Origin of the sequence: Mycobacterium sp. E3305, from assembly GCF_001666785.1 — a bacterium.
Classification (GTDB): domain Bacteria; phylum Actinomycetota; class Actinomycetes; order Mycobacteriales; family Mycobacteriaceae; genus Mycobacterium.
The window spans coordinates 1-23,481 of the sequence record NZ_LZJA01000159.1; the positions used below are offsets into that span (position 1 = coordinate 1).

Sequence of the window (23,481 nt, forward strand, 5' to 3'; positions counted from 1 at the left end):
GGCAATCCGCTCTGAGCGCAATGGCCTGGTCAGAGGGCTGCCTGACGCCGGCTCCGCGACACTTGTCGGTGCGCGGTTCTAACCTGGTGGCATGGCTTTCGCCACGGAACATCCCGTAGTCGCACATTCGGAATACCGCGCGGTCGACGAGGTCGTGCGCGTCGGCGGCCACTTCGAGGTCGTCAGCCCGCACGCGCCCGCCGGCGACCAGCCGGCCGCCATCGACGAGCTGGAACGCCGCATCAGGGCGGGCGAGCGCGACGTGGTGTTGCTCGGCGCCACCGGTACCGGGAAGTCGGCCACCACCGCCTGGCTCATCGAGCGGCTGCAACGGCCCACGCTGGTCATGGCGCCGAACAAGACGCTGGCCGCCCAGCTTGCCAACGAGTTGCGAGAGATGTTGCCGCACAACGCGGTCGAGTACTTCGTCTCGTACTACGACTACTACCAGCCGGAGGCGTACATCGCCCAGACCGACACCTACATCGAGAAGGACAGCTCGATCAACGACGACGTGGAGCGGCTGCGGCACTCCGCGACGTCGTCGCTGCTCTCGCGGCGCGACGTGGTCGTGGTGGCCTCGGTGTCGTGCATCTACGGCCTGGGCACCCCGCAGTCGTACCTGGACCGCTCCGTGGAACTCAGCGTCGGCACCGAGGTGCCCCGCGACGCGCTGCTGCGGTTGCTGGTCGACGTGCAGTACACCCGCAACGACCTGTCCTTCACCCGGGGCTCGTTCCGGGTGCGCGGCGACACGGTCGAGATCATCCCGTCCTACGAAGAGCTGGCGGTGCGCATCGAGTTCTTCGGCGACGAGATCGAGGCGTTGTACTACCTGCACCCGCTGACCGGCGACGTGATCCGCCAGGTCGACTCGCTGCGGATCTTCCCGGCCACCCACTACGTCGCCGGTCCGGAGCGGATGGCCCATGCGATCTCGACTATCGAGGAGGAGCTGGCGCAGCGGCTGGCCGAGCTGGAGGGCCAGGGCAAGCTGCTGGAGGCGCAGCGGCTGCGCATGCGCACCAACTACGACATCGAGATGATGCGCCAGGTCGGTTTCTGCTCGGGAATCGAGAACTACTCGCGCCACATCGACGGCCGCGGCCCCGGCTCGCCCCCGGCGACCCTGCTCGACTACTTCCCCGAGGATTTTCTGCTGGTCATCGACGAGTCGCACGTCACGGTGCCGCAGATCGGCGGGATGTACGAGGGCGACATGTCCCGCAAGCGCAACCTGGTCGAGTACGGGTTCCGGCTGCCGTCGGCGTGCGACAACCGCCCGCTGACCTGGGAGGAGTTCGCCGACCGGATCGGGCAGACGGTGTACCTGTCGGCCACCCCGGGCCCCTACGAGCTGAGCCAGGCCGGCGGCGAGTTCGTCGAGCAGGTCATCCGGCCGACCGGCCTGGTGGACCCGAAGGTGGTGGTCAAGCCCACCAAGGGGCAGATCGACGACCTGATCGGGGAGATCCGCAAGCGCACCGACGCCGACGAGCGGGTGCTGGTCACCACGCTGACCAAGAAGATGGCCGAGGACCTCACTGATTACCTGCTGGAGATGGGCATCCGGGTGCGCTATCTGCACTCCGAGGTCGACACGCTGCGCCGGGTGGAACTGCTGCGCCAGCTGCGGCTGGGGGACTACGACGTGCTCGTCGGCATCAACCTGCTCCGCGAGGGCCTGGACCTCCCCGAGGTCTCGCTGGTGGCGATCCTGGACGCCGACAAGGAGGGCTTCCTGCGGTCCTCGCGCAGCCTGATCCAGACCATCGGCCGCGCAGCCCGCAACGTCTCCGGCGAAGTGCACATGTACGCGGACTCGATCACCGACTCGATGAAAGAGGCGATTGACGAGACCGAACGGCGGCGGGCCAAGCAGATCGCCTACAACGAGGCCCACGGCATCGACCCGCAGCCGCTGCGCAAGAAGATCGCCGACATCCTCGACCAGGTCTATCGCGAGGCCGACGACACGGAAACGGTGGGGGTCGGCGGGTCCGGCCGCAACTCCTCCCGGGGCCGGCGCGCCCAGGGCGAACCGGGCCGCGCCGTCAGCGCCGGGGTCTTCGAGGGCCGCGACACGACCAGCATGCCGCGCGCCGAATTGGCCGACCTGATCAAGGACCTCACCGAGCAGATGATGGCCGCCGCGCGAGACCTGCAGTTCGAGCTGGCCGCGCGCTTCCGCGACGAGATCGCCGACCTGAAGAAGGAACTGCGGGGGATGGACGCCGCCGGCCTGAAATGAGTTTGCTGGCAGCGCATCTCCGATTTGCACCCCTGAGGCACCCCATACGGTAGAAGGGTGACCGACACCGCGACCGTGACTGGCGGCTGGCGCCAGCTGCTGGGCGCCAGGTATCTGAGGACCTCCATCCTGCTGGCGGGTGGGGTGTGTCTTTACGCCACGAACGAGTTCCTGACCACCAGCTTGTTGCCGAACACCATCGCCGAAATCGGCGGCAGCCGGCTCTACGCCTGGGTCACGACCCTGTACCTCGTCGGGTCGGTGGTGGCGGCCGCGATGGTCAATCCGATGCTGCTGCGCGTCGGGGCGCGCTCGTGCTACCTGACCGGTCTCGCCGTGTTCGGCACCTCCAGCCTGGTTTGCGCGGCGGCGCCCAACATGGAGGTTCTGATAGCCGGGCGCGCCCTGCAGGGTGTCGCAGGCGGGCTGCTGGCCGGCCTCGGGTACGCGCTGATCAATTCCGCTCTTCCGCGCATGCTGTGGACGCGCGGCTCGGCGCTGGTGTCGGCGATGTGGGGCGTGGCGACGGTGGTCGGCCCGACGACGGGCGGCCTGTTCGCCCAGCTGGGCCTGTGGCGGTGGGCCTTCGTGGCGATGGCGGTGCTGACCGCCCTGATGGGCCTGCTGGTGCCCGTCGCGCTGGCCCGCGTCGAGCACACGCCCGTCGTGGCGCCGATGAAGGTCCCGGTGCGGTCGCTGCTGCTGATCGGTGCCGCCGCGCTGGCGGTCAGCGTCGCCCAGATTCCGAGCAACACGCTGGCGACGTTCGCCCTGCTCGCCGTCGGCGTCGCCCTGGTGGGAGCGTTCGTGCTCGTCGATTGGCGGACGCACGCGGCGATCCTGCCGCCCAGCGTCTTCGGCCCCGGCCCACTGAAGTGGATCTATCTGACCATGGGCGCGCTGATGGGCGCCGCGATGGTGAACACCTACGTGCCCCTGTTCGGCCAGCGGCTGGCGCACCTGACCCCGATAGCGGCCGGATTCCTGGGGGCCGCGCTGGCGCTGGGCTGGACGGTCAGCGAGATCCTCAGCGCGTCCCTCGAGAGCCCCCGCACGATCGCGCGGGTCATCGTGGCGGCACCGATCGTGGCCGCCTCCGGCCTGGCCCTGGCCGCGGTCGCCCGCCGCGGGGACACGTCCCCGTGGACGGCCGCGCTGTGGGCGATCGCGCTGCTGGTGGCGGGCACCGGGATCGGGATGGCCTGGCCGCATCTGTCGGCGCGCGCGATGTCCTCGGTCGACGACCCGGCCGAAGGCGGCGCCGCCTCGGCGGCGATCAACACCGTCCAGCTGATCTCCGCGGCCATCGCCGCGGGTCTGGCCGGCGTGGTGGTGAACACCGCCAAGGGCGGCGACGGGATGGCGGCGCACTGGCTGTTCACGGTGTTCACCGCGCTCTGCGCGGCCGGGGTGGCAGTGTCTTACGGCGCGACCCGCCCGCGCCAGGTGCAACCCGTCGGCTGACCCGCGGCGGCGTCAGTCCGGGTCGTCGTCGGCCTGGAAGACGGCCACCACCCCGTCGACGTCGCCCAACACCTGTCGCGCGCTCGCGATCCTGGTGCCGGACAACGTCATCGCCACCCGCACCTCGCCGTCGTCGATGTCGTGCGCGTCCGCGTCGAGCTCGGCCAGCTGCCAGTTCTGCTGCCCGCAGATGCGCAGCACCTCCCGCAGCATGCCGCGACCGTTCTCGTAGATGATCTGCACCCGGACGGTGCCCCGCAGCTGGGCCGTCAGGTGGCCCTCGACCGCCTTGAAGACGAGCGCGCTGACGAAGTGCAGGGCCACGACGGCGCTGGCGAGCAGCAGCAGGCCGGCGCCCACCGCCATGCCGACCGCGGCCGATTCCCAAACCGCGGCCGCCGTCGTGAGCCCGTGCACGGCACCACGCCGGGTGATGATGATGCCGGCCCCCAAAAAGCCGACGCCGGAAACGATTTGGGCCGCGACGCGGGATGGGTCCAGTGCGACCGCGCCGGGCGACAGGACGTCGGCGAAGCCGTACTTGCTGACCAGCATGATCAACGCCGCCGACGTCCCGACGATCGTCTGCGTCCGCAGCCCGGCGCTCTTGCCCTGGATGGTGCGTTCGAAGCCGATGAGCGCGGTCAATCCGAACGCGGCGAACAGCTCGACCAGGTGTCGGAGACCCTGCACGTTGCCGCCCAGCAGCGGTGCGGCCAGCGAGCTTTGCATACCCCGTCAACTACCCAACAAATGGCGGTTCATGCCGCCGGCAAAGCGCGAATCAGCGCGTGGACTTCACCACCTGCGAGTAATGGAACTGCCAGCGTTCGACAATGCGGAACCCGAGGTAACTCGGGAATCGATAGGCCGGGGCGCGGCCGAATGCGGGCCCGGGTGGCAATGACGCCCCGGATTGGTGGTCGGGCAGCGACGTTTCCTTATTGGTAATGGTCCAGATCGCGGGGCATTTGTTGATTTTTGCGGTGGTGAGCCACACGGCGACGTGCCCGTCCCACAACGACCCGACCTTCGGCCCGTACGCGCCCCGTTCGACGTCGATCAGGGACCGGAAGGCCGCCGGCCGGGTGGCCAGCAGGGCGCGGATCGGGCCGGGCCGCCACGGCACGGTGTTGTCGACCATCAGGCAGTCACCGGGGGCGGCGTGCGAGCTGATCAGATCGGCGACCTGGCTGTAATCCCAGCCCTCCTTGGCGTACGGCCACCGCTGGACGAACAGGTAGTTCGGCACCGCGGCCACGGCGCAGACCAGCACCACACCGGCGATCGGCCAGGGTTTGCGGGCGAGCGTGACGATGCACACGGCCAGCACGACGGCCATCGCGGGCGCGGTGAAGATCAGGTAGCGCGGGTAGTAGATCGGTTCGCTGACGGCCGAATAGACGACCACGAGCGCGGTGGGAATGACCAGCCAGGCCGAGCAGGCGATCAACAGGCGGCGCACGTCGCCGGCCGGTGGCCGGACCCCCGCCAGCCGGGCGGCGATCGCCGCCACGACGAGGACCGCGGACAGGATCGCGAACGGAACGCTGTGGTCGAAATACTGGCGCAGGACGATGTCGAACGCGTAATGCCAGCTGACCGGGTAGATCCAGTTGACCTGCCAAACCTGGGCGTGGGCGAACAACATGAACGGCGTCATGGCAGCGACCGCGACGGTCGAGCTGCCCGCCCACCAAATCAGCGGGGATTTGCGCGCTTTCTCGGGCGCCAGCAGAGGCACCATTACCGCATAAACCGGCACCAACAGCACCATGTTCAGATTCAGCAGAATCGACAGCATTAACGCCAGCGCGTAGCAAATCCACAATCGCGGTCTGTTGCGCCGGACGGCGGCGACGAGCAATACGGTGAGCCAGACCGCCGCGGCGGCCGCGAAGGCGTAGGGTCGCGCCTCCATGCCCGCCCAGGTGGTGCGCGGCAAGATGGCGAACACGACGCCCGCGCACACGGCGACCGGCCGGGTGGAGAACCGTCTGGTGAACACCGTGACACCCGCGGCGGCGGCGCCGATCGCGAGGGCGCTGGGCGCCCGCGACCAAAATTCGGTCGGCGGAAAAACGGCGAACCAGCCGTGCATCAGCAGGTAATACAGCCCGTGTACGGCGTCGATGTGGCTCAGCAGGCGCCACAGCTCGGCCAGAGTCCGGCTCGCCGCGGCCGAGATGGTCGCCCCCTCGTCGAACCACAGCGAGGGCCGGCAGGCCCAGGCGCCGCTGACGACGGCCGCGAAGACGGCGATGGCCCACGGGTCGAGCAATCTCCCGGGCGGACGCGCGGGTGCGGGCTCCTCGACGTGGTCCGCGACGCGCTGCTCGACGGTGGGCATTGACATGATGCTTGTCACTGTAAAGCGGAATCGCCGGGACGGGTCACAATACCGCCCCGGGCTATTCGACCCCGCCGTGCGCATTCCACGAAAAGCGGCGTTATGCAACGCTTTCCGCCGCCGGCCAGAGCATTTGAATGTTTTGTCATCGGCGATATTCTCCGTTGCCGCGGCGCGACGCCGCAAATTGTCGACACGCCCGGCCATGTGGTGTCGCTAATCTCTTCCCTGTGCAACGGGCAAACGCGATAGTGTCTTGGGTTGGCTGACCAACCGAATCAGGGAGGGTAAATGGGCGCCTATCGGACTGTGGTGGTGGGAACCGACGGCTCGGACTCGTCAATGCGCGCGGTAGACAAGGCGGCGCAGATCGCGGGGCCGGACGCCAAGCTGCTCGTCGCGTCGGCATACCTGCCCCAGCATGAGGACGCCCGGGCGGCGGACGCCCTGCGCAACGAGAGCTACAAGGTGTCCGGCACCGCGCCCATCTACGCGATCCTGCAGGATGCCAAGGAGCGGGCGCACAAGGCCGGGGCCAAGAACGTCGAGGAGCGCCCGATCGAGGGCGCCCCGGTCGACGCGCTGGTCAAGCTCGCCGAGGACGAGAAGGCCGACCTGCTGGTCGTCGGAAACGTCGGCCTGAGCACGATCGCCGGCCGGTTGCTGGGATCGGTGCCCGCCAACGTCTCACGCCGGGCCAAGGTCGACGTGCTGATCGTCCACACCACGTCCTAACGCAGGGCCGCCCTACCAGCCCCGCTCGCGCCATTCCGCCAGGTGGGGACGCTCGGCGCCCAGCACCGTGTCGTCACCGTGACCGGGGTAGATGACGGTCGAATCGTCGTACACGTCGAACACCCGCGTGGTGACGTCGTCGAGCAGCTGGGTGAAATCGCCAGGCTGCCACGTCTTGCCGACGCCGCCCGGGAACAGGCAGTCGCCGGTGAACAGCTGCGTGACCCCGCCCGTCGCGGGCCCGTCGAGGGCGAGCGCGACGGAGCCCGGCGTGTGGCCGCGCAGGTGGATGACCTTGAACTGCAGCTCGCCGATTTCGACGGTGTCGCCGTCGGCCAGCAAACGATCCGGTTTGACCGGCAACGGCTCGGCGTCGATCTCGTGGGCTGCGGTCGGTGCGCCGGTGGCCTCGGCCACGGCCTGAAGCGCGTGCCAGTGGTCGAAATGCTGATGGCTGGTCACGATCAGCGCCACCTTGGGGGCGTTCTGCCGGATCAGGTCGATCAGGACGTCGGCGTCGTTGGCGGCGTCGATCAACAACGTTTCGCCCGTGGCGGAACAAGTCACCAAATACGCATTGTTGTCCATGGGGCCCACCGACGCCTTTAGGATCGTGGCGCCGGGTAGGGTCCGGCGGGCCGCGGTACCAGGGTCGACGTGTCCGGTGTAGTTGTCGTCCAGGGCAGTCATAGCGGCCACGTTACTGGTCAAACGTTGCTTGTCGGTATGGGCACATAGCATGGAATGCGCCGTGCGCATCTACGGCTACAGCACGTCAAAGATTCACTGAAAGAAGGCAGCGTGGCTGACCGCCTGATCGTCAAGGGCGCCCGCGAACACAACCTGCGCGGCGTCGACCTCGACCTGCCGCGCGACGCGCTGATCGTCTTCACCGGGCTGTCGGGATCGGGCAAATCGTCGCTGGCTTTCGACACCATTTTCGCCGAGGGCCAGCGCCGGTACGTGGAGTCGCTGTCGGCCTACGCCCGCCAGTTCCTGGGGCAGATGGACAAGCCCGACGTCGACTTCATCGAGGGCCTCTCCCCGGCGGTGTCCATCGACCAGAAATCGACCAACCGCAACCCGCGGTCGACGGTCGGGACGATCACCGAGGTCTACGACTACCTCCGGCTGCTCTACGCGCGCGCCGGAACGCCGCACTGCCCGGTCTGCGGCGAGCGGATCGCCCGGCAGACGCCCCAGCAAATCGTCGACCAGGTGCTGGCGATGCCAGAAGGCACCCGGTTCCTGGTGCTCGCCCCGGTGGTGCGCACCCGCAAGGGCGAGTTCGCCGACCTGTTCGAGAAGCTGAACGCGCAGGGCTACAGCCGGGTCCGGGTCGACGGCGTGGTGCACCCGCTGACCGACCCGCCCAAGCTGAAGAAGCAGGAGAAGCACGACATCGAGGTGGTGGTCGACCGCCTCACCGTCAAAGCCAGCGCCAAGCAGCGGCTCACCGACTCGGTGGAGACCGCACTGAACCTGGCCGACGGCATCGTGGTGCTGGAGTTCGTCGACCACGAGCACGACGCGCACAACCGCGAGCAGCGGTTCTCCGAGAAGCTGGCTTGCCCCAACGGGCACTCGCTGGCGGTCGACGACCTCGAGCCGCGGTCGTTCTCGTTCAACTCGCCCTATGGCGCCTGCCCCGAGTGCACCGGCCTGGGCATCCGCAAGGAGGTCGACCCCGACCTGGTGGTGCCCGATCCGGAGCGCACGCTCGCCGAGGGCGCGGTGGCGCCGTGGTCGACGGGCCACACCGCGGAGTACTTCACCCGGATGATGGCCGGCCTCGGCGACGAGCTGGGCTTCGACGTCGACACGCCCTGGCGCAAGCTGCCGGCCAAGGCGCGCAAGGCGATTCTCGAGGGCTCCGACCACCAGGTGCACGTGCGCTACCGCAACCGGTACGGCCGAACCCGTTCCTACTACGCCGATTTCGAGGGCGTGCTGGCGTTCCTGCAGCGCAAGATGGCGCAGACCGAGTCCGAGCAGATGAAGGAGCGCTACGAGGGCTTCATGCGCGACGTGCCCTGCCCGGAGTGCGAGGGCACCCGGCTCAAGCCCGAGATCCTGGCGGTGACGCTGGCCGCGGGGCGGCACGGCAAGAAGTCCATCGCCGAGGTGTCCGAGCTGTCGATCTCGGACTGCTCGGACTTCCTGAACGCGCTGACTCTGGGCCCCCGCGAGCAGGCGATCGCCGGGCAGGTGCTCAAGGAGATCCAGTCGCGGCTGGGCTTTCTGCTCGACGTGGGGCTGGACTATCTGTCGCTGTCCCGCGCCGCGGCCACGCTGTCCGGCGGTGAGGCCCAACGCATCCGGCTGGCCACCCAGATCGGGTCCGGACTGGTGGGTGTCCTGTACGTGCTCGACGAGCCGTCCATCGGGCTGCACCAGCGCGACAACCGTCGGCTCATCGAAACACTCACGCGGCTAAGGGATTTGGGCAACACGCTGATCGTCGTCGAGCACGACGAGGACACCATCGCCCACGCCGACTGGATCGTCGACATCGGCCCGCGGGCGGGCGAGCACGGCGGCCAGATCGTGCACAGCGGCACCTACGCCGAGCTGCTGGCCAACACGGAGTCGATCACCGGGGCCTTCCTGTCGGGCAAGGAGGCCATCGAGATGCCGGCGATCCGGCGTCCGATAGACCGCAAGCGTCAGCTCACCGTGGTGGGCGCGCGCGAGCACAACCTGCGCGGCATCGACGTCTCGTTCCCGCTCGGGGTGCTCACCTCGGTGACCGGCGTGTCCGGATCGGGCAAGTCGACGCTGGTCAACGACATCCTGGCCACGGTGCTGGCCAACCGGCTCAACGGCGCCCGGCTGGTCCCGGGCCGGCACACCCGGGTGACGGGCCTGGACCACCTCGACAAGCTGGTCCGCGTCGACCAGTCGCCGATCGGTCGCACGCCGCGGTCCAACCCGGCCACCTACACCGGCGTGTTCGACAAGATCCGCACGCTCTTCGCGGCCACCACGGAGGCCAAAGTCCGTGGCTACCAACCGGGCCGGTTCTCGTTCAACGTCAAGGGCGGCCGCTGCGAGGCGTGCACGGGCGACGGCACGATCAAGATCGAGATGAACTTCCTGCCGGACGTGTACGTGCCCTGCGAGGTCTGCCACGGCGCACGGTACAACCGGGAAACCCTGGAAGTGCACTACAAGGGCAAAACGATCTCCGAAGTGCTGGACATGTCGATCGAGGAGGCGGCGGAGTTCTTCGAGCCGATCACCGGCATCCACCGTTACCTGCGCACGCTGGTCGACGTCGGCCTGGGCTACGTCCGGCTGGGCCAGCCCGCCCCCACGCTGTCCGGTGGTGAGGCGCAGCGCGTCAAGCTGGCCGCCGAGCTGCAGAAGCGTTCGACGGGGCGGACCATCTACATCCTCGACGAGCCCACCACCGGGCTGCATTTCGACGACATCCGCAAGCTGCTCACCGTCATCAACGGGCTGGTGGACAAGGGCAACACGGTCATCGTCATCGAGCACAACCTGGACGTCATCAAGACGTCCGACTGGATCGTCGACATGGGTCCCGAGGGCGGCGCCGAGGGCGGAACCGTTGTCGCCGAGGGCACCCCGGAGGACATCGCCGCCGTGCCGGAAAGCTACACCGGAAAATTCCTCGCCGAGGTGATCGGCCGCGCCGCCCCGCCGCAACGGTCGAAGCGGCGACGCAAAGTCACCGCCTGATTCTCAGCCGGGGATCTTGGTCGCCATCTGGTTGGCGATCAACCTGGCCTGGTTGATGATTTCGGGCCCGCACACGTCGACATCGAGGACCACATTCGACACCGCCTCCAGGACGTGCTGGCACACCACCGGGCTGTTGGCCAACGTGTGCTGCAGCGCGATGTTGGGCGGATTGCCGCTGACTTGCCCGAAGGTCCATTCGAATGGGGCTTTGTCGCTGGGCTGGGTCACGGTCTTCCCGCCGCAGTCCCGCCATTGCGGCCATTGGTTGTTCACGAATCCCCGGGCCTGGTCGGCGGACGCGAAGATCACCGCACCCTGAACGACGACGTATCCGGGGTGGCTCGGCGGTTTGTTCATCAGCTGGGCCAGCATCGCGGTGTAGCCGCTGCTCTTGTACGTCCGGGTTTGGAAACCGATGAACGCCCCGGTGCACTTGTCGTCGGACACGGTGCTGGCCGGGTCGGGGTCCGTCATCTCGCCCGTGCTGCCGTCGACGATGATGCCGGTGGTGCCGACGAGGGTGTTGATCTGGTCGACGGGAAGCAGCAGCGAATCCAGTTGTGCGGGAGCCACCGTGGGGGAGGCGCTGGTCGTCACCGCGCTCGTGGTCGAGGGCGCGGCGGTCGCGCCGGTGGTGGGGCTCTCGGGTTGTGCGGCCCCGGACTTGTCGACCGCCAGCCACACCCCGGTGCCCGCGATCACCGCGATGACGAGCGCGAGGGCGCCGATCACCAGCCCCAGCCTGCGCCGCGGCGGCGCGGGCGGCGCCCACGGCGGGGCGGGCGGAGGCGCGAACCACGCCGGGTGCTGCGGCGCGGGCTGGGCGGCAAAGGGTTCCACGCGCGGCGGCGGCGCGAAATGTTGGCTGTGCTGGATCAATTCGGTCGCCTCGCGTTGGTCCGGCGTGCTCAGCGCGTGCAGGGCCGCCTTCGCCAGATCGCCCGCGGTGAGGTAGCGGTCGTTTGGGTCTTTGGCCATCCCGCGCGCGATGACCTCGTCGAACGCGGCGGGGACGGCGGGATTGCGCCGGCTCGGGCGCGGCACCGGTTCCACCAGGTGTGCCGCCATCAGGCTGCTGAGGCTGGTGCTCTGGAAAGGCCTTGTGCCCGTGAGGCATTCGAAAAGGAGACAGGCCAGGGCGTAGATGTCGACGCGGTAGGTGGGGTCGTCGTTCCCGAAGCGCTCGGGCGCCATGTAGTTCCAGCTGCCGATGGCGGCGCCGGTCTTGGTCACCCGCTCGTCGGTGGCCGCGGCGGCGATGCCGAAGTCGACCAGGTAGGCGAAGTCGCCCCCGGCGAGCAGGATGTTCTCGGGTTTGATGTCGCGGTGGATGACCCCGGCGCGGTGCGCGGCATCGAGGGCGGCGGCGACCTGCTCGACGATCGCGACCGCGCGCGGTGGCGGTAGCGGCCCGGTGCGGCTGAGCACCGTCCCCACGTCACGCCCCTCGATGAGGCGCATGTCGATGAACACCTGACCATCGATTTCGCCGAAATCGTGTATCGGCACGATGTGCGGTTCCTGAAGCCGGCCCGCGGTCCGGGCCTCGCGTTGCATGCGCCGCCGAAAGGAGTCATCGGAGCTCACCTGCTCGGACATCAGCTTCAGCGCCACCACGCGGTCCTTGACGGTGTCGTATGCCTCGTAGACCTCGCCCATCCCGCCGCGACCCAGCAGTCGCCGTAACTGGTATGGCCCGAACCGGCTCCCGATCCGCGGACCGGGCTGCGTTTCACTCATCGACGTCCCCCCGACGCCAAGCCGCTTCCCTAGCCCTCGTCCGCGCGCATCGACTCGCGGATCTGGGCCAACCGCTCGGCGGCGGCGCGCTCGCGCTCGTCGTATTGCTCGGCGACGGAACGGCCCTCGGGGGAGTCGGCGTCCAATTCCGCGTCACCCAGGGACGTCGCGTAGCGGTTTTCGATCTTCTCGCGCACGGACTCGAAGGTCGGCACGCCGGCGCTGTCGTACCCGGGATCAGGCGGGGTTGGTTCGTCGGGCATGGTCGTTACGCTACTGAAGCCCCGGCCGGTCCCGCCGCTCCCGCTCCCAATAGCGCACCATTTGCTGCCAGTACACCAGCGTCAACGTCATCTGCACCCCAGCGGCGATCGCCGCCGGCCGCGCCCGGCGGCGCCAGGCGGCCACGACGGCAACGACCGCGGCCACCGATGTCAGCGCGCTGACCGCCATCGCGCCATCGCGCGGGCGGCGGCTGATCCACAGCTCCTCGCCCAGCATGGCCCGCGTCGACCACGCCCGCTGGTGACCCGGCGCGCCGAACACGAACGGGTTCACGGCCAGCCACAGCGCGATCCACGCCGCGTGGCTCCAGCGCCGCGTCCACGGCGGCACCAGGATCAGCGGGGTGCTCGCCCAGCGGGTCCAGGCGCTCCACGGATTGCAGTGCCGCGCAAAGATCGCGCGCCGAACCCGGGCAATGGAAGGCACCCGCGGCTACCGCCGGGCGGGACTGGAGTGGTCGGCCGGAACGACGACCGGGGCGGCGGCCGCGGGCGGGGCGGCGGCGCCGGGCAACGGGGTCCGCGGAATCCCAGGCGTGCCCAGCCGGCCGGCCAGCCACGGCAGCGCGGCGGCGAAGGCCCGGTCGGCGAACGGCCAGTCATGCTTGCCGGGCTGCGCCAGCACCGCGCAGTCGATGCCGTTGGCACGGCCGAGCGCGCACAGCGAATAGGCGGCCGCCGTCTGGTTGCCTGGGTCGGCGGCGGCCTCCCGGCCGGCGAGCCGAATCGCGCCGCTGTCGGTCATCAGCGGGTCATGGCGCCCGGCGGGCGGCCCGTCGGAGGAGATCGCGAACCAGCCGGCCACGTCCCGGTACGGCCCGTGCCGGCCGATCACCGTCGTCGGGTCGAACGCGGCCCAGGCGTCGGCGTTTCCGCCGAAGAGCCGCGCGATGGTCTGGGCCTTGTTTCCGGCGTTCGGGAAGAAGTCGCCGGCGACGTCGACGAACGCACTGAACATGTCGGGGTGCATCACGGTCAGGTCCACGGCGCAGGTCCCGCCCATCGACCAGCCGGCGACGCCCCAGTTCGACCGGTCCCGACTGACGCCGAATTTGGAAACCAGGTACGGCACAACGTCTTTGGTCAGGTGGTCGGCCGCGTTGCCGCGGACGCCGTTGACGCACTCGGTGTCGTTGTTGAAGGCCCCGCCGGAGTCGACGAACACCAACACCGGGGCCTTGCCGTTGTGCGCGGCCGCGAAGTCGTCGATCGTCTTGACCGCGTTGCCCGCCCGGGTCCAGTCCGCCGGGGTGTTGAACTGGCCCCCGATCATCATGACCGTCGGCAGCGCCGGCGGCGGGCTGCTGGTGAACCATTCGGGCGGCAGGTAAACCAACTCACCCCGGTGCTTGAAATGCGATCCGTCGGAGGGGATCACCACCGGAACCACGCTGCCGTGCGGCGGCCGCGTCCGCTTGGCCACCATCGCGGTGACGGTGGCCGGGTCGGTCTGGTCGGGCAGCGGGCCGGAGGTGAGCTGGTTCCACGCCGCCTGCACGGTGGGGAAGTAGCCGACCCAGAGGTTGAGCACCAGGGCGGCGCACAGCGCGCACAGGGGTATGGCCAGCAGCCCGGCGCCGCGCCGCCAGCCGCGGGCGCTGCGCCATCCCAGGATCAGCACGGCGACCGCCGTGCCGGTCAGCGTGATCCAGAGCCACAGCGCGGCCGGCGCGGGCTCGTCGGACAGGCCGCGGTCGACGACGTACCAGTGCGTCAGGTAGGCGACGGCAGCGCCGGCCGAGGCGGCCGCCGGCAGCCACACCGTCCGCCAGCGGCGCGATCGCCAGCCGACGGCCAGCGCCAGCACCACGGCGGCCACCGCCTGGGTGGTGATGGGCACCCAGCCGTGCATCAGGGACGTGTGACTACTTGCCAGCAACTGCGTCGTGGCGTTGGTCGTCGACGCTGTCACGGCATTCATTGTGATCGATTGTTAACCGGCCTGGAACATATTCACCGAATGTTCGCCGTCGGCCACCCACGTGTCGTGGGCCGGGTCAGTGCGGCTTGGCCAGCGGGAATGGCAGCGTCTCGCGGATGCTGCGGCCGGTTATGAGCATGACGAGCCGATCGATGCCCATGCCGAGCCCGCCGGTGGGCGGCATCGCGTACTCCATGGCCTGCAGGAAGTCCTCGTCGAGCTCCATCGCCTCGGGGTCGCCGCCGGCGGCCAGCAGCGACTGTTCCTGCAGGCGGCGGCGCTGCTCGACCGGATCGGTGAGCTCGCTGTAGGCGGTCCCCAGCTCGACCCCCCACGCCACCAGGTCCCACCGCTCGGCGACGCCGCGCCGGCTGCGGTGCGGCCGGGTCAGCGGCGACACGGACGTCGGGAAGTCGATGTAGAAGGTCGGTCCCTCGGTGCGGTCCTCGACCAGATGCTCGTAGAGCTCCAGCACCACGGCGCCGGCGTCCCACTGCGCGCGGTACGGGATCCGGGCGGCGTCGGAAAGCTTGCGCAGCACGGGCAGGGGCGTGTCGGGATCGATGTGCTCCCCGAGCGCCTCGGACACCGCATCGTGCACCGTCTTGACCGGCCAGTCCCCGGAGATGTCGACGGGATGCAGCCCGCCGTCGGCGCCGTCACCCCGGGGCCGCAGAACGGTCTGCTCACCGTGGGCTGCCTGCGCGGCGTTCTGGATGAGCTCGCGGCAGCCGTCGATCCAGACGGTGTAGTCGGCGTGCGCCTGGTACGCCTCCAGCAGCGTGAACTCCGGGTTGTGGCTGAAATCGACGCCCTCGTTGCGGAAGGCCCGGCCCAGCTCGAAAACCCGCTCCACGCCGCCGACGCACAGCCGCTTGAGGTAGAGCTCCGGCGCGATGCGCAGGAACAGGTCCATGTCGTAGGTGTTGATGTGGGTGACGAACGGCCGGGCGGTGGCCCCGCCGTGGATCTGCTGCAGGATCGGCGTCTCGACCTCGATGAAACCCTTGGCGAACAACGTCTCCCGGACGGAGCGCAGCACGCTGCTGCGGGCCGTGATCAGCTCGCGGGATTCGGGATTGACCGCCAGGTCCACGTAGCGCGTCCGCACCCGCGCCTCCGGGTCGGTCAGCCCGTTCCACTTGTTCGGCAGCGGCCGCAGGCACTTCCCGATCATCCGCCAGTCGCGCACGATCAGGGAACGGGTGCCGTTCTTGGAGAAGCCCATGTGCCCGGTCATCTCGACCAGGTCGCCGAGATCGATCGCCGCGGTGAAATCCGCGGTGCGGCCCCGCTCCAGGCGCGAATTGTCCAGCAGCATTTGCAATTCGCCCGACCAGTCCCGCAGCTGGGCGAACAGCACGCCGCCGTAGTCGCGAATCCGCAAGATCCGGCCCGACACCGAGACGGTCTCCTGGTCGTCCGCGTCCAGCGCCCGCGAGACCGTGTGGCTGGGCGGGGAGCCGACCGGGTAGGCGTCAATGCCCTTGCGCCGCAGGATCTTCAGCTTGGCCAGCCGGACCCGGACCTGCTCGGGCAGGCGGGCCCTCGACTCTTCCAGTTCCACGGCGTCGCGTCGCTGCTGCAGCTCGCTCACGTCGGGCGCCGATCCGTCGTGATGCAACAGGCCCGATTCCGCCAGCCGGGCGGGCACCGCGGGGTGATGGCCGGTGTGCACCCTGTCGCGTCGGGTGAAGGGCAGCACGAGGAAGCCCTCCGCGATCACCGAGGCGACGCCCACCCGGGGGATCAGGCGCGCGTCCTCGTAGCAGGCGTAGCGCGGCACCCATTCGGGTTGGTACTTCATGTTCGAGCGGTACAGCGTCTCCAGCTGCCACCACCGCGAGAAGAACAGCAGCAGCCCCCGCCACAATCGCGCGACCGGGCCCGCGCCGAGCTGGGCGCCCTGCTCGAACGCCGAGCGGAACATCGCGAAGTTCAGCGAAATCCGGCTGATGCCAAGGGTTTCGGCGGTCAAGGCGAGCTCGCTGACCATGAGCTCGATGGTGCCGTTGGGCGATTGCGGGGAACGCCGCATCAGGTCCAGGGAGACGCCCGTGGTCCCCCACGGGACCAGCGACAGCATCGCCACGACGGCGCCGTCCCGGTCCAGCGCCTCGACCAGCAGGCAATCCCCGTCCGCGGGATCGCCGAGCCGGCCCAGCGCCATGGAGAAGCCGCGCTCGGTCTGGGTGTCACGCCAGGCGTCGGCGCGGGTGATGGTCTCGGACATCTCCTCGGCCGCGATGTCCCGGTGCCGCCGGATGCGCACGGTCAGCCCGGCCCGGCGGGCCCGGGTCACGGCTTGGCGCACCCCGCGCATGTCGGGACCCGACAGCCGGAAGTCGGCGGTCCGCAGGATCGCCTCGTCGCCCAACTCGAGCGCGTTCAGCCCGGCTTCCCGGTACACGCGCGCCCCCTGCGTGCTGGCGCCCATCACGCCCGGCGCCCAGCCGTAGGTCTGGCACAGCCCCAGCCAGGCGTCGATGGCCTGCGGCCAGGCCCGGGGCTCGCCGATCGGGTCGCCGCTGGCCAGGCACACGCCGACCTCGACGCGGTAGGTGATCGCGGCGCGGCCGCTGGGCGCGAACACCACCGACTTGTCGCGGCGGGTCGCGAAGTAGCCCAGCGAGTCGTTCTTGCCGTACAGCTCGAGCAGCCCGCGGATGGCCGACTCGTCCTCGCCCGTCAGCGCGTTCTCGGCCCGCTGGGACTGAAACAGCACGATGGTCGCCATGATCAGCGCCAGCGCGCCGAACAGACCGAAGATGGCGTTGAGGAACACGTGCGGCTTGCCGGTGAACAGGTCCGGATCGGCCAGGGCGAAGCCGACCACCCGGTTGGCGACGTAGCCCAGGCGGTCCTGGCGGGCCAGCGTTCCCGGCCACAACTCGACCAGACCCCAGGACACCAGGATGCCGATCACGTCGCCGGCGACGAGCACGGCGGCGGCCTTGACCAGCGCGCCCTTCCTGACCTTGGCCCAGAATTCCCGGTAGGCCAGCACCAGCAGCACGATCGCGACGATGTGCACCGCGAACCCGAGGTTCTCCCCGAAGGTCTCGGCGGCGGTGTTGTCGCCCGCGGCGATGTCGGCGGCGTTCAGCGCGGCGGCAAGGATCATCTGGCCCAGCAACACCAGCCAGGCGATCCGTTTCCGCGCGGTCAGGGCCGCGGCCAGCAACGCCAGCACGAACGACCACGCGATGCTGGTGTCGGGGAAGTTGAACAGGTAGTCGTTGATGAACTCGCGGGGGACCTTGATCAGCCAGCGGAGCGCCGGCGACACGCTGGCCAGCAACGAGACGGTGGCGATGACGCCCACGATCCACCCGGCCGCCGCCGGTACCCAGCGATACCGGGAATGCGACCGGCCGCGGGCCCCCGAACGGCGCCCCGAACGAGATGAAGCGAGTGTCACAGACCGCGAGGATATGCCCTCAATCCGTGAAAAGCTTGGCGAAGCGCTAAGAGTGGCTAGCAATAGTTCGTCCGGTTGCGCAGCGGCGCCGGACGGGGCCGGGGGCGAAGTGCAAAATGCCGCCCCGTGGCTGCTAAACTGGCGATCGCGACCATCCCGGCGAAGGCCAGGAAACAGTAAGTGGAGTCCCACTCCCACCGCGAGCCACGAGATTTCTTCAAGGCTTGGCGGTCCGGTCACAGGCATCGCGCATGTCTGTTCCGCGAGCGACGCGGGCGGCTTGATCATTGGCAAGCCTCGATCGGTCGGCATTGGGCCCTGCTATTGCAGGGCTTTTCTGCTGGTGGTGTGGTGTTTCCGCCGCTGGCTCCCGACCCAGACCCGGCCGTGGATCGCAGCATATCTACAAGCCCAACAAGGGAGGCCCCATCAGCACTGAGACCCGCGTCAACGAGCGCATCCGCGTACCTGAAGTCAGATTGATCGGCCCCGGGGGAGAGCAGGTAGGCATAGTGCGCATCGAAGACGCACTGCGCGTCGCTGCGGACGCCGATCTCGACCTTGTCGAAGTCGCCCCCAATGCCAGACCCCCGGTCTGCAAGATCATGGACTACGGCAAGTTCAAATACGAGGCGGCGCAAAAGGCGCGCGAATCCCGCCGGAACCAGCAGCAGACCGTCGTCAAAGAGCAGAAGCTGCGACCCAAGATCGACGATCACGATTACGAGACCAAAAAGGGTCACGTGATCCGCTTTCTGGAGGCGGGTTCGAAGGTGAAGGTCACCATCATGTTCCGCGGACGTGAGCAGTCGCGGCCCGAACTGGGCTACCGCCTGCTGCAGCGGCTGGGCGCGGACGTCGCCGAATACGGCTTCGTCGAGACGTCCGCCAAGCAGGACGGCCGCAACATGACGATGGTGCTGGCCCCGCACCGCGGCGCGAAAACCCGCGCCAGGGCGCGGCACCCCGAAGGACCCGGGGAGGGCGCGGCATCGGACGCCGATGCGGGCGCCGACACCAACCCTTCACCCAACTGACCCGGCACGAAACGAAGAATCAGAGGAAACATGCCCAAGGCCAAGACCCACAGCGGGGCTTCGAAGCGGTTCCGGCGCACCGGAACCGGCAAGATCCTGCGCGAGAAAGCCAATCGTCGGCACCTGTTCGAGCACAAGCCGTCCACCCGGACGCGTCGCCTGGAAGGCCGCACCGCCGTGTCGGCCAACGACACCAAGCGGGTCAACAAGCTGCTGAACGGCTGACCGACAAGAAGCCGAGCGCCGGCGCCGCTGCCGGCACCCGACCATTTACTTAGAGAGTAGGAACACCCATGGCACGCGTGAAGCGGGCGGTCAACGCCCAAAAGAAGAGGCGCAGCATTCTGAAGGCCTCGAAGGGCTATCGCGGCCAGCGCTCGCGGCTCTACCGCAAAGCCAAAGAGCAGCAACTGCATTCGTTGAACTACGCCTACCGCGACCGCCGCGCGCGCAAGGGCGAGTTCCGGAAACTGTGGATCTCGCGGATCAATGCGGCGGCGCGCGCCAACGACATCACCTACAACCGGCTGATCCAGGGTTTGAAGGCCGCCGGGGTGGAGGTGGACCGCAAGAACCTCGCCGACATCGCGATCACCGACCCCGCGGCGTTCACTGCGCTGGTCGACGTCGCCCGGGCCGCGCTGCCCGAGGACGTGAACGCCCCGTCGGATTCCGGAGAGGCCGCCTAGCCCCTGCTGACCGAACGTTCGGCCCGCGTCGCCGCGGCGGTCAAACTGCATCGGCACGTCGGCCGGCGGCGGGCGGGCCGATTCCTGGCCGAGGGCCCCAACCTGGTCGAGGCCGCGGCCGCCCGCGGTCTGGTCCGCGACGTCTTCGTCACCGAAGCCGCCGCGCAACGGTATGCGGGTTTACTTGCGGCGCAAGGTGATTCGGTCCAGCTGGTCACCGAGCGGGCGGCAAAGGCGCTGTCGGACACCGTCACCCCTACCGGGCTGGTGGCGGTGTGCGAGATGCCGTCGACCCGGCTGGCCGACGTGCTGGCCGGCCCGCCCCGGCTGGTCGCGGTCGCCGTCGGGATCGGCGAGCCCGGCAACGCCGGCACGGTCATCCGCATCGCCGACGCCATGGGGGCCGACGCCGTGATCCTCGGCGGGCACAGCGTGGACCCGTACAACGGCAAGTGCCTGCGCGCCTCGACCGGCAGCATCTTCTCGATCCCGGTCGTCGCCGAGCCCGACGCCCCCGCGGCGCTGGGCGCCCTGCGTGAGGCGGGGTTGCAGGTGCTGGCCACCACGGTCGACGGCGAGACGCGGCTGGACGAGGCGGCCGATCTGCTCGGCAGGCCGACGGCGTGGCTGCTCGGGCCCGAATCCCACGGCCTGCCAAGCGAAATCGCGGCGGCGGCCGACCACCGCATGCGCATCCCGATGGCCGGCGGGGCCGAGAGCCTGAACGTGGCCTCCGCCGCGGCGATCTGCCTCTACCAGAGCGCGCAGGCGCTGGGGGTGTTCAGGCGGCCCTGACGCGTCCCCGGGCGGGCCGCAGACCCGCCAGCGACAGCGTCCCGTGCACCAGCGAACCGGCGCGTTCCATCAGCGCCTTGGCCGGGTCGAGGGGCGAGCGAAGAGCCGGGCGGGAATGGGGAGGGAAGTAGTGCATCGGCAGCCCGCGACGGTCGCGGGGCGGCGCCATGAACGTCGGCGCCTCCACCAAGGGCGCGTCGGTGGGCAGCCGGCCCTCGGCCCGGCGGTAGGCGGCCAGCGCGCGCGGGTGCAGCCGGATCTCGTCGGGGACCGCCAGGAAGGCCAGCTCGACGAGCTTGCCGAACAGGCGCAGCAGCACCTCGTCGCCCGGTGTCCAGCGCATCCCCGCCTTCTCGCGCACCGCCGGCTCGAACAGGCCCGCCGCGATCCAGCGCTGGCCGGCGACCAGCGGCTTGAACATCTGGTCCCAGATCGGCGTGGGCATCAGCACGAATTTCGGTTTGGGGATCCGGATTTGGAAGATGTCCAGCGTCGCCTGGTTGATCTCGAGTTCGTCGCGGCAGACCCGTTCCCAGTACTCGCAGAATTCCTCCCAGGAGCCGGGCACCGGGCGCATGCTCATCCCGTACATCCGGTACCACCGCACGTGCTCGTCGAACAGCTGCCTTTTCTCGGCCTCCGTAAGGCCGCCGCAGAAGTATTCGGCCACCTTGATCACCAGCATGAAGAAGGTCGCGTGCGCCCAGTAGAACGTTTCCGGGTTCAGGGCGTGATACCGGCGGCCGGAGGCGTCGACGCCCTTGATGGTGTGGTGGTAGCTCTTGATCTGCCGCCCGGTCGCCGCCGCGCGGTCACCGTCGTAGACGACGCCCATGATCGGGTACACCGAGCGGGCCACCCGCTGCAGGGGCTCGCGGAGCAGGATCGAATGCTGCTCGACGCCCGCGCCCAGCTCGGGATACATGTTCTGGATGGCGCCGATCCACACGCCCATCATTCCTGTGCGGAGATCGCCGAAGTACTTCCAGGTGAGGGAATCCGGTCCCAGCGGATCGTCGGATGTCGTTGGAATGGCAGTCATCTCGGCCTCCTGCGCTCACGATAACTTTGACAACGTGCGTTGTCTACGATTTCGGCCGCGCGTGCCCGCGGGTGTTATCGACCGTCGACAGCGGCGTGCCGCCGTCGTGACCAGCGGCTGCGTTGCGAGCTGCGCCACACCCGCGCGACCCTTCATTGCCCGCCTCCCGCGCGAGGAAATAACCTGGCCAGGTGGAACTCGCGCGTCGCGATTCGGATTCGGGCGGGCCCGAGGAATTGACGGCGCCCGATCCGCCGCGGCGCTCTTCGGTCCCGGTGCACAACGCGACGCAGTGGTTGCACAACCGCAACCGCAGCCCCGGCGCGGTCGCCTTCATCCGCCGGGCCCGACGACTGCTGCCCGGCGATCCCGAGTTCGGTGACCCGCTCTCAACGGCCGGCGACGGTGGGCCCCGCGCCGCGGCGCGCGCCGCCGACCGGTTGCTGGGGGATCGCGACGCGGTGTCGCGCGAGGTCGGCCTCGGGCTGCTGCAGGTATGGCAGGCGCTGACCGAGTCGGTGTCCCGGCGGCCGGCCAACCCGGAGGTCACCCTGGTGTTCACCGACCTGGTCGGCTTCTCGTCCTGGTCGTTGCAGGCGGGTGACGACGCGGCGCTCACCCTGCTGCGGCAGGTGGCTCGGGCCGTCGAGCCGCCGCTGCTGGACGCCGGTGGCCACATCGTCAAACGGATGGGCGACGGGCTGATGGCGGTGTTCGGCGATCCGACGGTCGCGGTGCGGGCGGTGCTGGCGGCCAAAGAGGCGTTGAAGTCCGTCGAGGTGGCCGGCTACACGCCGCGGATGCGGGTCGGGATCCACACCGGCCGGCCCCAGCGGATGGCGGCGGACTGGCTCGGGGTCGACGTCAACATCGCCGCGCGGGTGATGGAACGGGCCACCAAGGGCGGGGTGATGGTGTCAGGTTCGACACTCGACCTGATCGCCCAGAGCGAACTGGACGCGATGGGTGTCGTCGCCAAACGTGCACGTAAACCGGTTTTCGCCCCGAAGACGACCGGAGTCCCGGCGGATTTATCGATATATCGTTTGCGGACTCATAGGGAGTTGACAGCGTCCGATCACACTTCAGAAACAAATTAGCCGACATACTGGATGCAATGTTTGGGGGCATCCTTGCCCGGCTCGCCCGGGTCCAGTTCACGGTGGGGTACGTGGCGGCGCTGCTTGCCGTCAGCGGCGCCATCGTGTCGCTCGGCCCGCACGCGCACGACGTGCTGGTCGAGCGGGCCAGCACCAACCTGCACAACCTGGCCCACGGCCACGTGGGCACGCTGCTGGGCAGCGCGCTGGTGGTCGACGCCGGTCCGCTCTACTTCTGGCTGCCCTTCCTCACCTGCCTGCTCGCGCTCGGCGAGCTGCACCTGCGCACCATCCGGCTGGTGGTCGCGTTCCTGATCGGACACATCGGCGCGACGCTGCTGGTGGCCGCGGCCCTGGCGGCGGCGGTCGAGTTCGAGTGGATGCCGGTCTCGATCACCCGGGCCAGCGATGTCGGGATGAGCTACGGCGCCTTGGCCGTGCTCGGCGCGATGACTGCGGTGATCCCCCAGCGCTGGCGCCCCGCCTGGGTCGGCTGGTGGGTGTCGGCCGGCATCGCGTCGGCGATCATCGGCGGCGATTTCACCGACGCCGGTCACACCGTCGCCGTGGTCCTGGGCGTGCTGGTGTCCGCCCGCTTCCGCCAGCCCATCCATTGGACGCCGGTGCGCATGCTGATGCTGGCCGCCTCGTCGGGCTTCGGCTTCCTGCTGCTGGCCCACCACTGGGGGACCATGGCCGGAGCGCCCGTGTTCGGCCTCCTGGGCGCCCTGGCGGCCCACAAGCTCGTGCAGTTCGCCACCGCGCGCGGCGGGGCCGTGGACGACGAGGCGCTGCGCAGCCCGCAGCCGGTCACCGCGGGCTAGGCGGCCCGCCGGTCATCCCCGCAAAGCACGCGCCAAGCGGCGTGCTCAGATCACTTATGATCGGCACTTGCCGCTGGGCAACTTTCTCCCAGCCCCTCATCAGCAAGGAGAGTGTCGCCG

Annotated in this window: 19 protein-coding genes; 10 read left to right on the plus strand and 9 right to left on the minus strand. The window is 69.2% G+C overall.

Annotated features, from left to right (window positions below; all coding sequences use genetic code 11):
* Positions 1-91: 91 nt before the first annotated feature.
* Together uvrB and A5701_RS14925 are read left to right on the plus strand one after the other, a co-directional pair.
* Positions 92-2,251 carry an excinuclease ABC subunit UvrB gene (gene uvrB / locus A5701_RS14920; protein ID WP_067754825.1) on the plus strand — a complete coding sequence of 720 codons (2,160 nt, stop codon included), beginning with the start codon at positions 92-94 and terminating at the stop codon, positions 2,249-2,251.
* Between the two features lie 57 nt (positions 2,252-2,308).
* Positions 2,309-3,715 carry an MFS transporter gene (locus A5701_RS14925; RefSeq protein WP_067754828.1) on the plus strand — a complete coding sequence of 469 codons (1,407 nt, stop codon included), beginning with the start codon at positions 2,309-2,311 and terminating at the stop codon, positions 3,713-3,715.
* A 12-nt stretch (positions 3,716-3,727) separates the two neighbouring features.
* Here A5701_RS14925 and A5701_RS14930 read toward each other — a convergent pair whose 3' ends face one another.
* Both A5701_RS14930 and A5701_RS14935 read right to left on the minus strand, forming a co-directional pair.
* The gene (locus A5701_RS14930) at positions 3,728-4,447 is read right to left on the minus strand and encodes an MgtC/SapB family protein (RefSeq protein WP_067754831.1); all 720 of its coding nucleotides are present in this window, start codon (positions 4,445-4,447) and stop codon (positions 3,728-3,730) included.
* Positions 4,448-4,499: 52 nt separating this feature from the next.
* Positions 4,500-6,071 carry a glycosyltransferase family 39 protein gene (locus tag A5701_RS14935; protein WP_067754912.1) on the minus strand — a complete coding sequence of 524 codons (1,572 nt, stop codon included), beginning with the start codon at positions 6,069-6,071 and terminating at the stop codon, positions 4,500-4,502.
* 285 nt (positions 6,072-6,356) lie between these two features.
* Here A5701_RS14935 and A5701_RS14940 point away from each other — a divergent pair, with 285 nt between their 5' ends.
* Complete coding sequence (locus tag A5701_RS14940) at positions 6,357-6,800, plus strand: universal stress protein (RefSeq protein WP_067754834.1); 444 nt, start codon at positions 6,357-6,359, stop codon at positions 6,798-6,800.
* A 12-nt stretch (positions 6,801-6,812) separates the two neighbouring features.
* On the opposite strand, the gene A5701_RS14945 is transcribed toward A5701_RS14940, so the two are convergent.
* The gene (locus A5701_RS14945; protein WP_067754837.1) at positions 6,813-7,490 is read right to left on the minus strand and encodes an MBL fold metallo-hydrolase; all 678 of its coding nucleotides are present in this window, start codon (positions 7,488-7,490) and stop codon (positions 6,813-6,815) included.
* Positions 7,491-7,601: 111 nt separating this feature from the next.
* On the opposite strand from A5701_RS14945, the gene uvrA reads away from it, so the two are divergent.
* On the plus strand, positions 7,602-10,505 hold the full coding sequence (uvrA, locus tag A5701_RS14950) for an excinuclease ABC subunit UvrA (RefSeq protein WP_067754840.1): 2,904 nt from the start codon (positions 7,602-7,604) through the stop codon (positions 10,503-10,505).
* Positions 10,506-10,508: 3 nt separating this feature from the next.
* Here the strand turns inward: uvrA and A5701_RS14955 are convergent, their stop codons facing one another.
* The 5 genes from A5701_RS14955 to lysX all read right to left on the minus strand — a co-directional run bounded on the left by A5701_RS14955 (position 10,509) and on the right by lysX (position 17,874).
* Entirely contained in the window at positions 10,509-12,248 is a 1,740-nt protein-coding gene (locus A5701_RS14955; protein ID WP_067754843.1) for a serine/threonine-protein kinase PknH/PknJ, read from the minus strand.
* Positions 12,249-12,277: 29 nt separating this feature from the next.
* Entirely contained in the window at positions 12,278-12,511 is a 234-nt protein-coding gene (locus A5701_RS14960; RefSeq protein ID WP_067754846.1) for a hypothetical protein, read from the minus strand.
* A gap of 10 nt (positions 12,512-12,521) precedes the next feature.
* Positions 12,522-12,959: a DUF6653 family protein gene (locus A5701_RS14965; RefSeq protein WP_231972831.1), complete on the minus strand. Its 438-nt coding sequence runs from the start codon at positions 12,957-12,959 to the stop codon at positions 12,522-12,524.
* A 6-nt stretch (positions 12,960-12,965) separates the two neighbouring features.
* Positions 12,966-14,453: an alpha/beta hydrolase family protein gene (locus tag A5701_RS14970; protein ID WP_197504986.1), complete on the minus strand. Its 1,488-nt coding sequence runs from the start codon at positions 14,451-14,453 to the stop codon at positions 12,966-12,968.
* Between the two features lie 76 nt (positions 14,454-14,529).
* The gene (lysX, locus tag A5701_RS14975) at positions 14,530-17,874 is read right to left on the minus strand and encodes a bifunctional lysylphosphatidylglycerol synthetase/lysine--tRNA ligase LysX (protein ID WP_082950064.1); all 3,345 of its coding nucleotides are present in this window, start codon (positions 17,872-17,874) and stop codon (positions 14,530-14,532) included.
* Between the two features lie 428 nt (positions 17,875-18,302).
* Here lysX and infC point away from each other — a divergent pair, with 428 nt between their 5' ends.
* The 4 genes from infC to A5701_RS14995 all read left to right on the plus strand — a co-directional run bounded on the left by infC (position 18,303) and on the right by A5701_RS14995 (position 20,395).
* On the plus strand, positions 18,303-18,911 hold the full coding sequence (infC, locus tag A5701_RS14980; RefSeq protein WP_082950068.1) for a translation initiation factor IF-3: 609 nt from the start codon (positions 18,303-18,305) through the stop codon (positions 18,909-18,911).
* 30 nt (positions 18,912-18,941) lie between these two features.
* The gene (gene rpmI / locus A5701_RS14985) at positions 18,942-19,136 is read left to right on the plus strand and encodes a 50S ribosomal protein L35 (RefSeq protein ID WP_067754855.1); all 195 of its coding nucleotides are present in this window, start codon (positions 18,942-18,944) and stop codon (positions 19,134-19,136) included.
* A gap of 68 nt (positions 19,137-19,204) precedes the next feature.
* Positions 19,205-19,600 carry a 50S ribosomal protein L20 gene (gene rplT, locus A5701_RS14990; RefSeq protein WP_067281580.1) on the plus strand — a complete coding sequence of 132 codons (396 nt, stop codon included), beginning with the start codon at positions 19,205-19,207 and terminating at the stop codon, positions 19,598-19,600.
* A gap of 3 nt (positions 19,601-19,603) precedes the next feature.
* Positions 19,604-20,395 carry an RNA methyltransferase gene (locus A5701_RS14995; RefSeq protein WP_067754857.1) on the plus strand — a complete coding sequence of 264 codons (792 nt, stop codon included), beginning with the start codon at positions 19,604-19,606 and terminating at the stop codon, positions 20,393-20,395.
* On the opposite strand, the gene A5701_RS15000 is transcribed toward A5701_RS14995, so the two are convergent.
* Positions 20,382-21,437 (minus strand): oxygenase MpaB family protein, encoded by a 1,056-nt coding sequence (locus tag A5701_RS15000; RefSeq protein ID WP_067754860.1) that lies wholly within the window; start codon positions 21,435-21,437, stop codon positions 20,382-20,384. The genes A5701_RS14995 and A5701_RS15000 overlap by 14 nt on opposite strands.
* A 191-nt stretch (positions 21,438-21,628) precedes the next feature.
* Between A5701_RS15000 and A5701_RS15005 the strand changes: the two genes are divergently transcribed.
* Positions 21,629-22,537: an adenylate/guanylate cyclase domain-containing protein gene (locus tag A5701_RS15005; RefSeq protein ID WP_067754863.1), complete on the plus strand. Its 909-nt coding sequence runs from the start codon at positions 21,629-21,631 to the stop codon at positions 22,535-22,537.
* Between the two features lie 17 nt (positions 22,538-22,554).
* Positions 22,555-23,361: a rhomboid-like protein gene (locus A5701_RS15010; protein WP_067754866.1), complete on the plus strand. Its 807-nt coding sequence runs from the start codon at positions 22,555-22,557 to the stop codon at positions 23,359-23,361.
* Positions 23,362-23,481: the final 120 nt, after the last annotated feature.

What these genes read in the sequence shown, in the direction of transcription:
- uvrB (WP_067754825.1), top strand. Translation starts at nt 92, where the DNA reads ATGGCTTTCGCCACGGAACATCCCGTAGTCGCACATTCGGAATACCGC.
- A5701_RS14930 (WP_067754831.1), bottom strand. Translation starts at nt 4,447, where the DNA reads ATGCAAAGCTCGCTGGCCGCACCGCTGCTGGGCGGCAACGTGCAGGGT.
- A5701_RS14935 (WP_067754912.1), bottom strand. Translation starts at nt 6,071, where the DNA reads ATGTCAATGCCCACCGTCGAGCAGCGCGTCGCGGACCACGTCGAGGAG.
- A5701_RS14940 (WP_067754834.1), top strand. Translation starts at nt 6,357, where the DNA reads ATGGGCGCCTATCGGACTGTGGTGGTGGGAACCGACGGCTCGGACTCG.
- A5701_RS14945 (WP_067754837.1), bottom strand. Translation starts at nt 7,490, where the DNA reads ATGACTGCCCTGGACGACAACTACACCGGACACGTCGACCCTGGTACC.
- A5701_RS14955 (WP_067754843.1), bottom strand. Translation starts at nt 12,248, where the DNA reads ATGAGTGAAACGCAGCCCGGTCCGCGGATCGGGAGCCGGTTCGGGCCA.
- A5701_RS14960 (WP_067754846.1), bottom strand. Translation starts at nt 12,511, where the DNA reads ATGCCCGACGAACCAACCCCGCCTGATCCCGGGTACGACAGCGCCGGC.
- A5701_RS14970 (WP_197504986.1), bottom strand. Translation starts at nt 14,453, where the DNA reads ATGAATGCCGTGACAGCGTCGACGACCAACGCCACGACGCAGTTGCTG.
- rpmI (WP_067754855.1), top strand. Translation starts at nt 18,942, where the DNA reads ATGCCCAAGGCCAAGACCCACAGCGGGGCTTCGAAGCGGTTCCGGCGC.
- rplT (WP_067281580.1), top strand. Translation starts at nt 19,205, where the DNA reads ATGGCACGCGTGAAGCGGGCGGTCAACGCCCAAAAGAAGAGGCGCAGC.
- A5701_RS15000 (WP_067754860.1), bottom strand. Translation starts at nt 21,437, where the DNA reads ATGACTGCCATTCCAACGACATCCGACGATCCGCTGGGACCGGATTCC.
- A5701_RS15010 (WP_067754866.1), top strand. Translation starts at nt 22,555, where the DNA reads ATGTTTGGGGGCATCCTTGCCCGGCTCGCCCGGGTCCAGTTCACGGTG.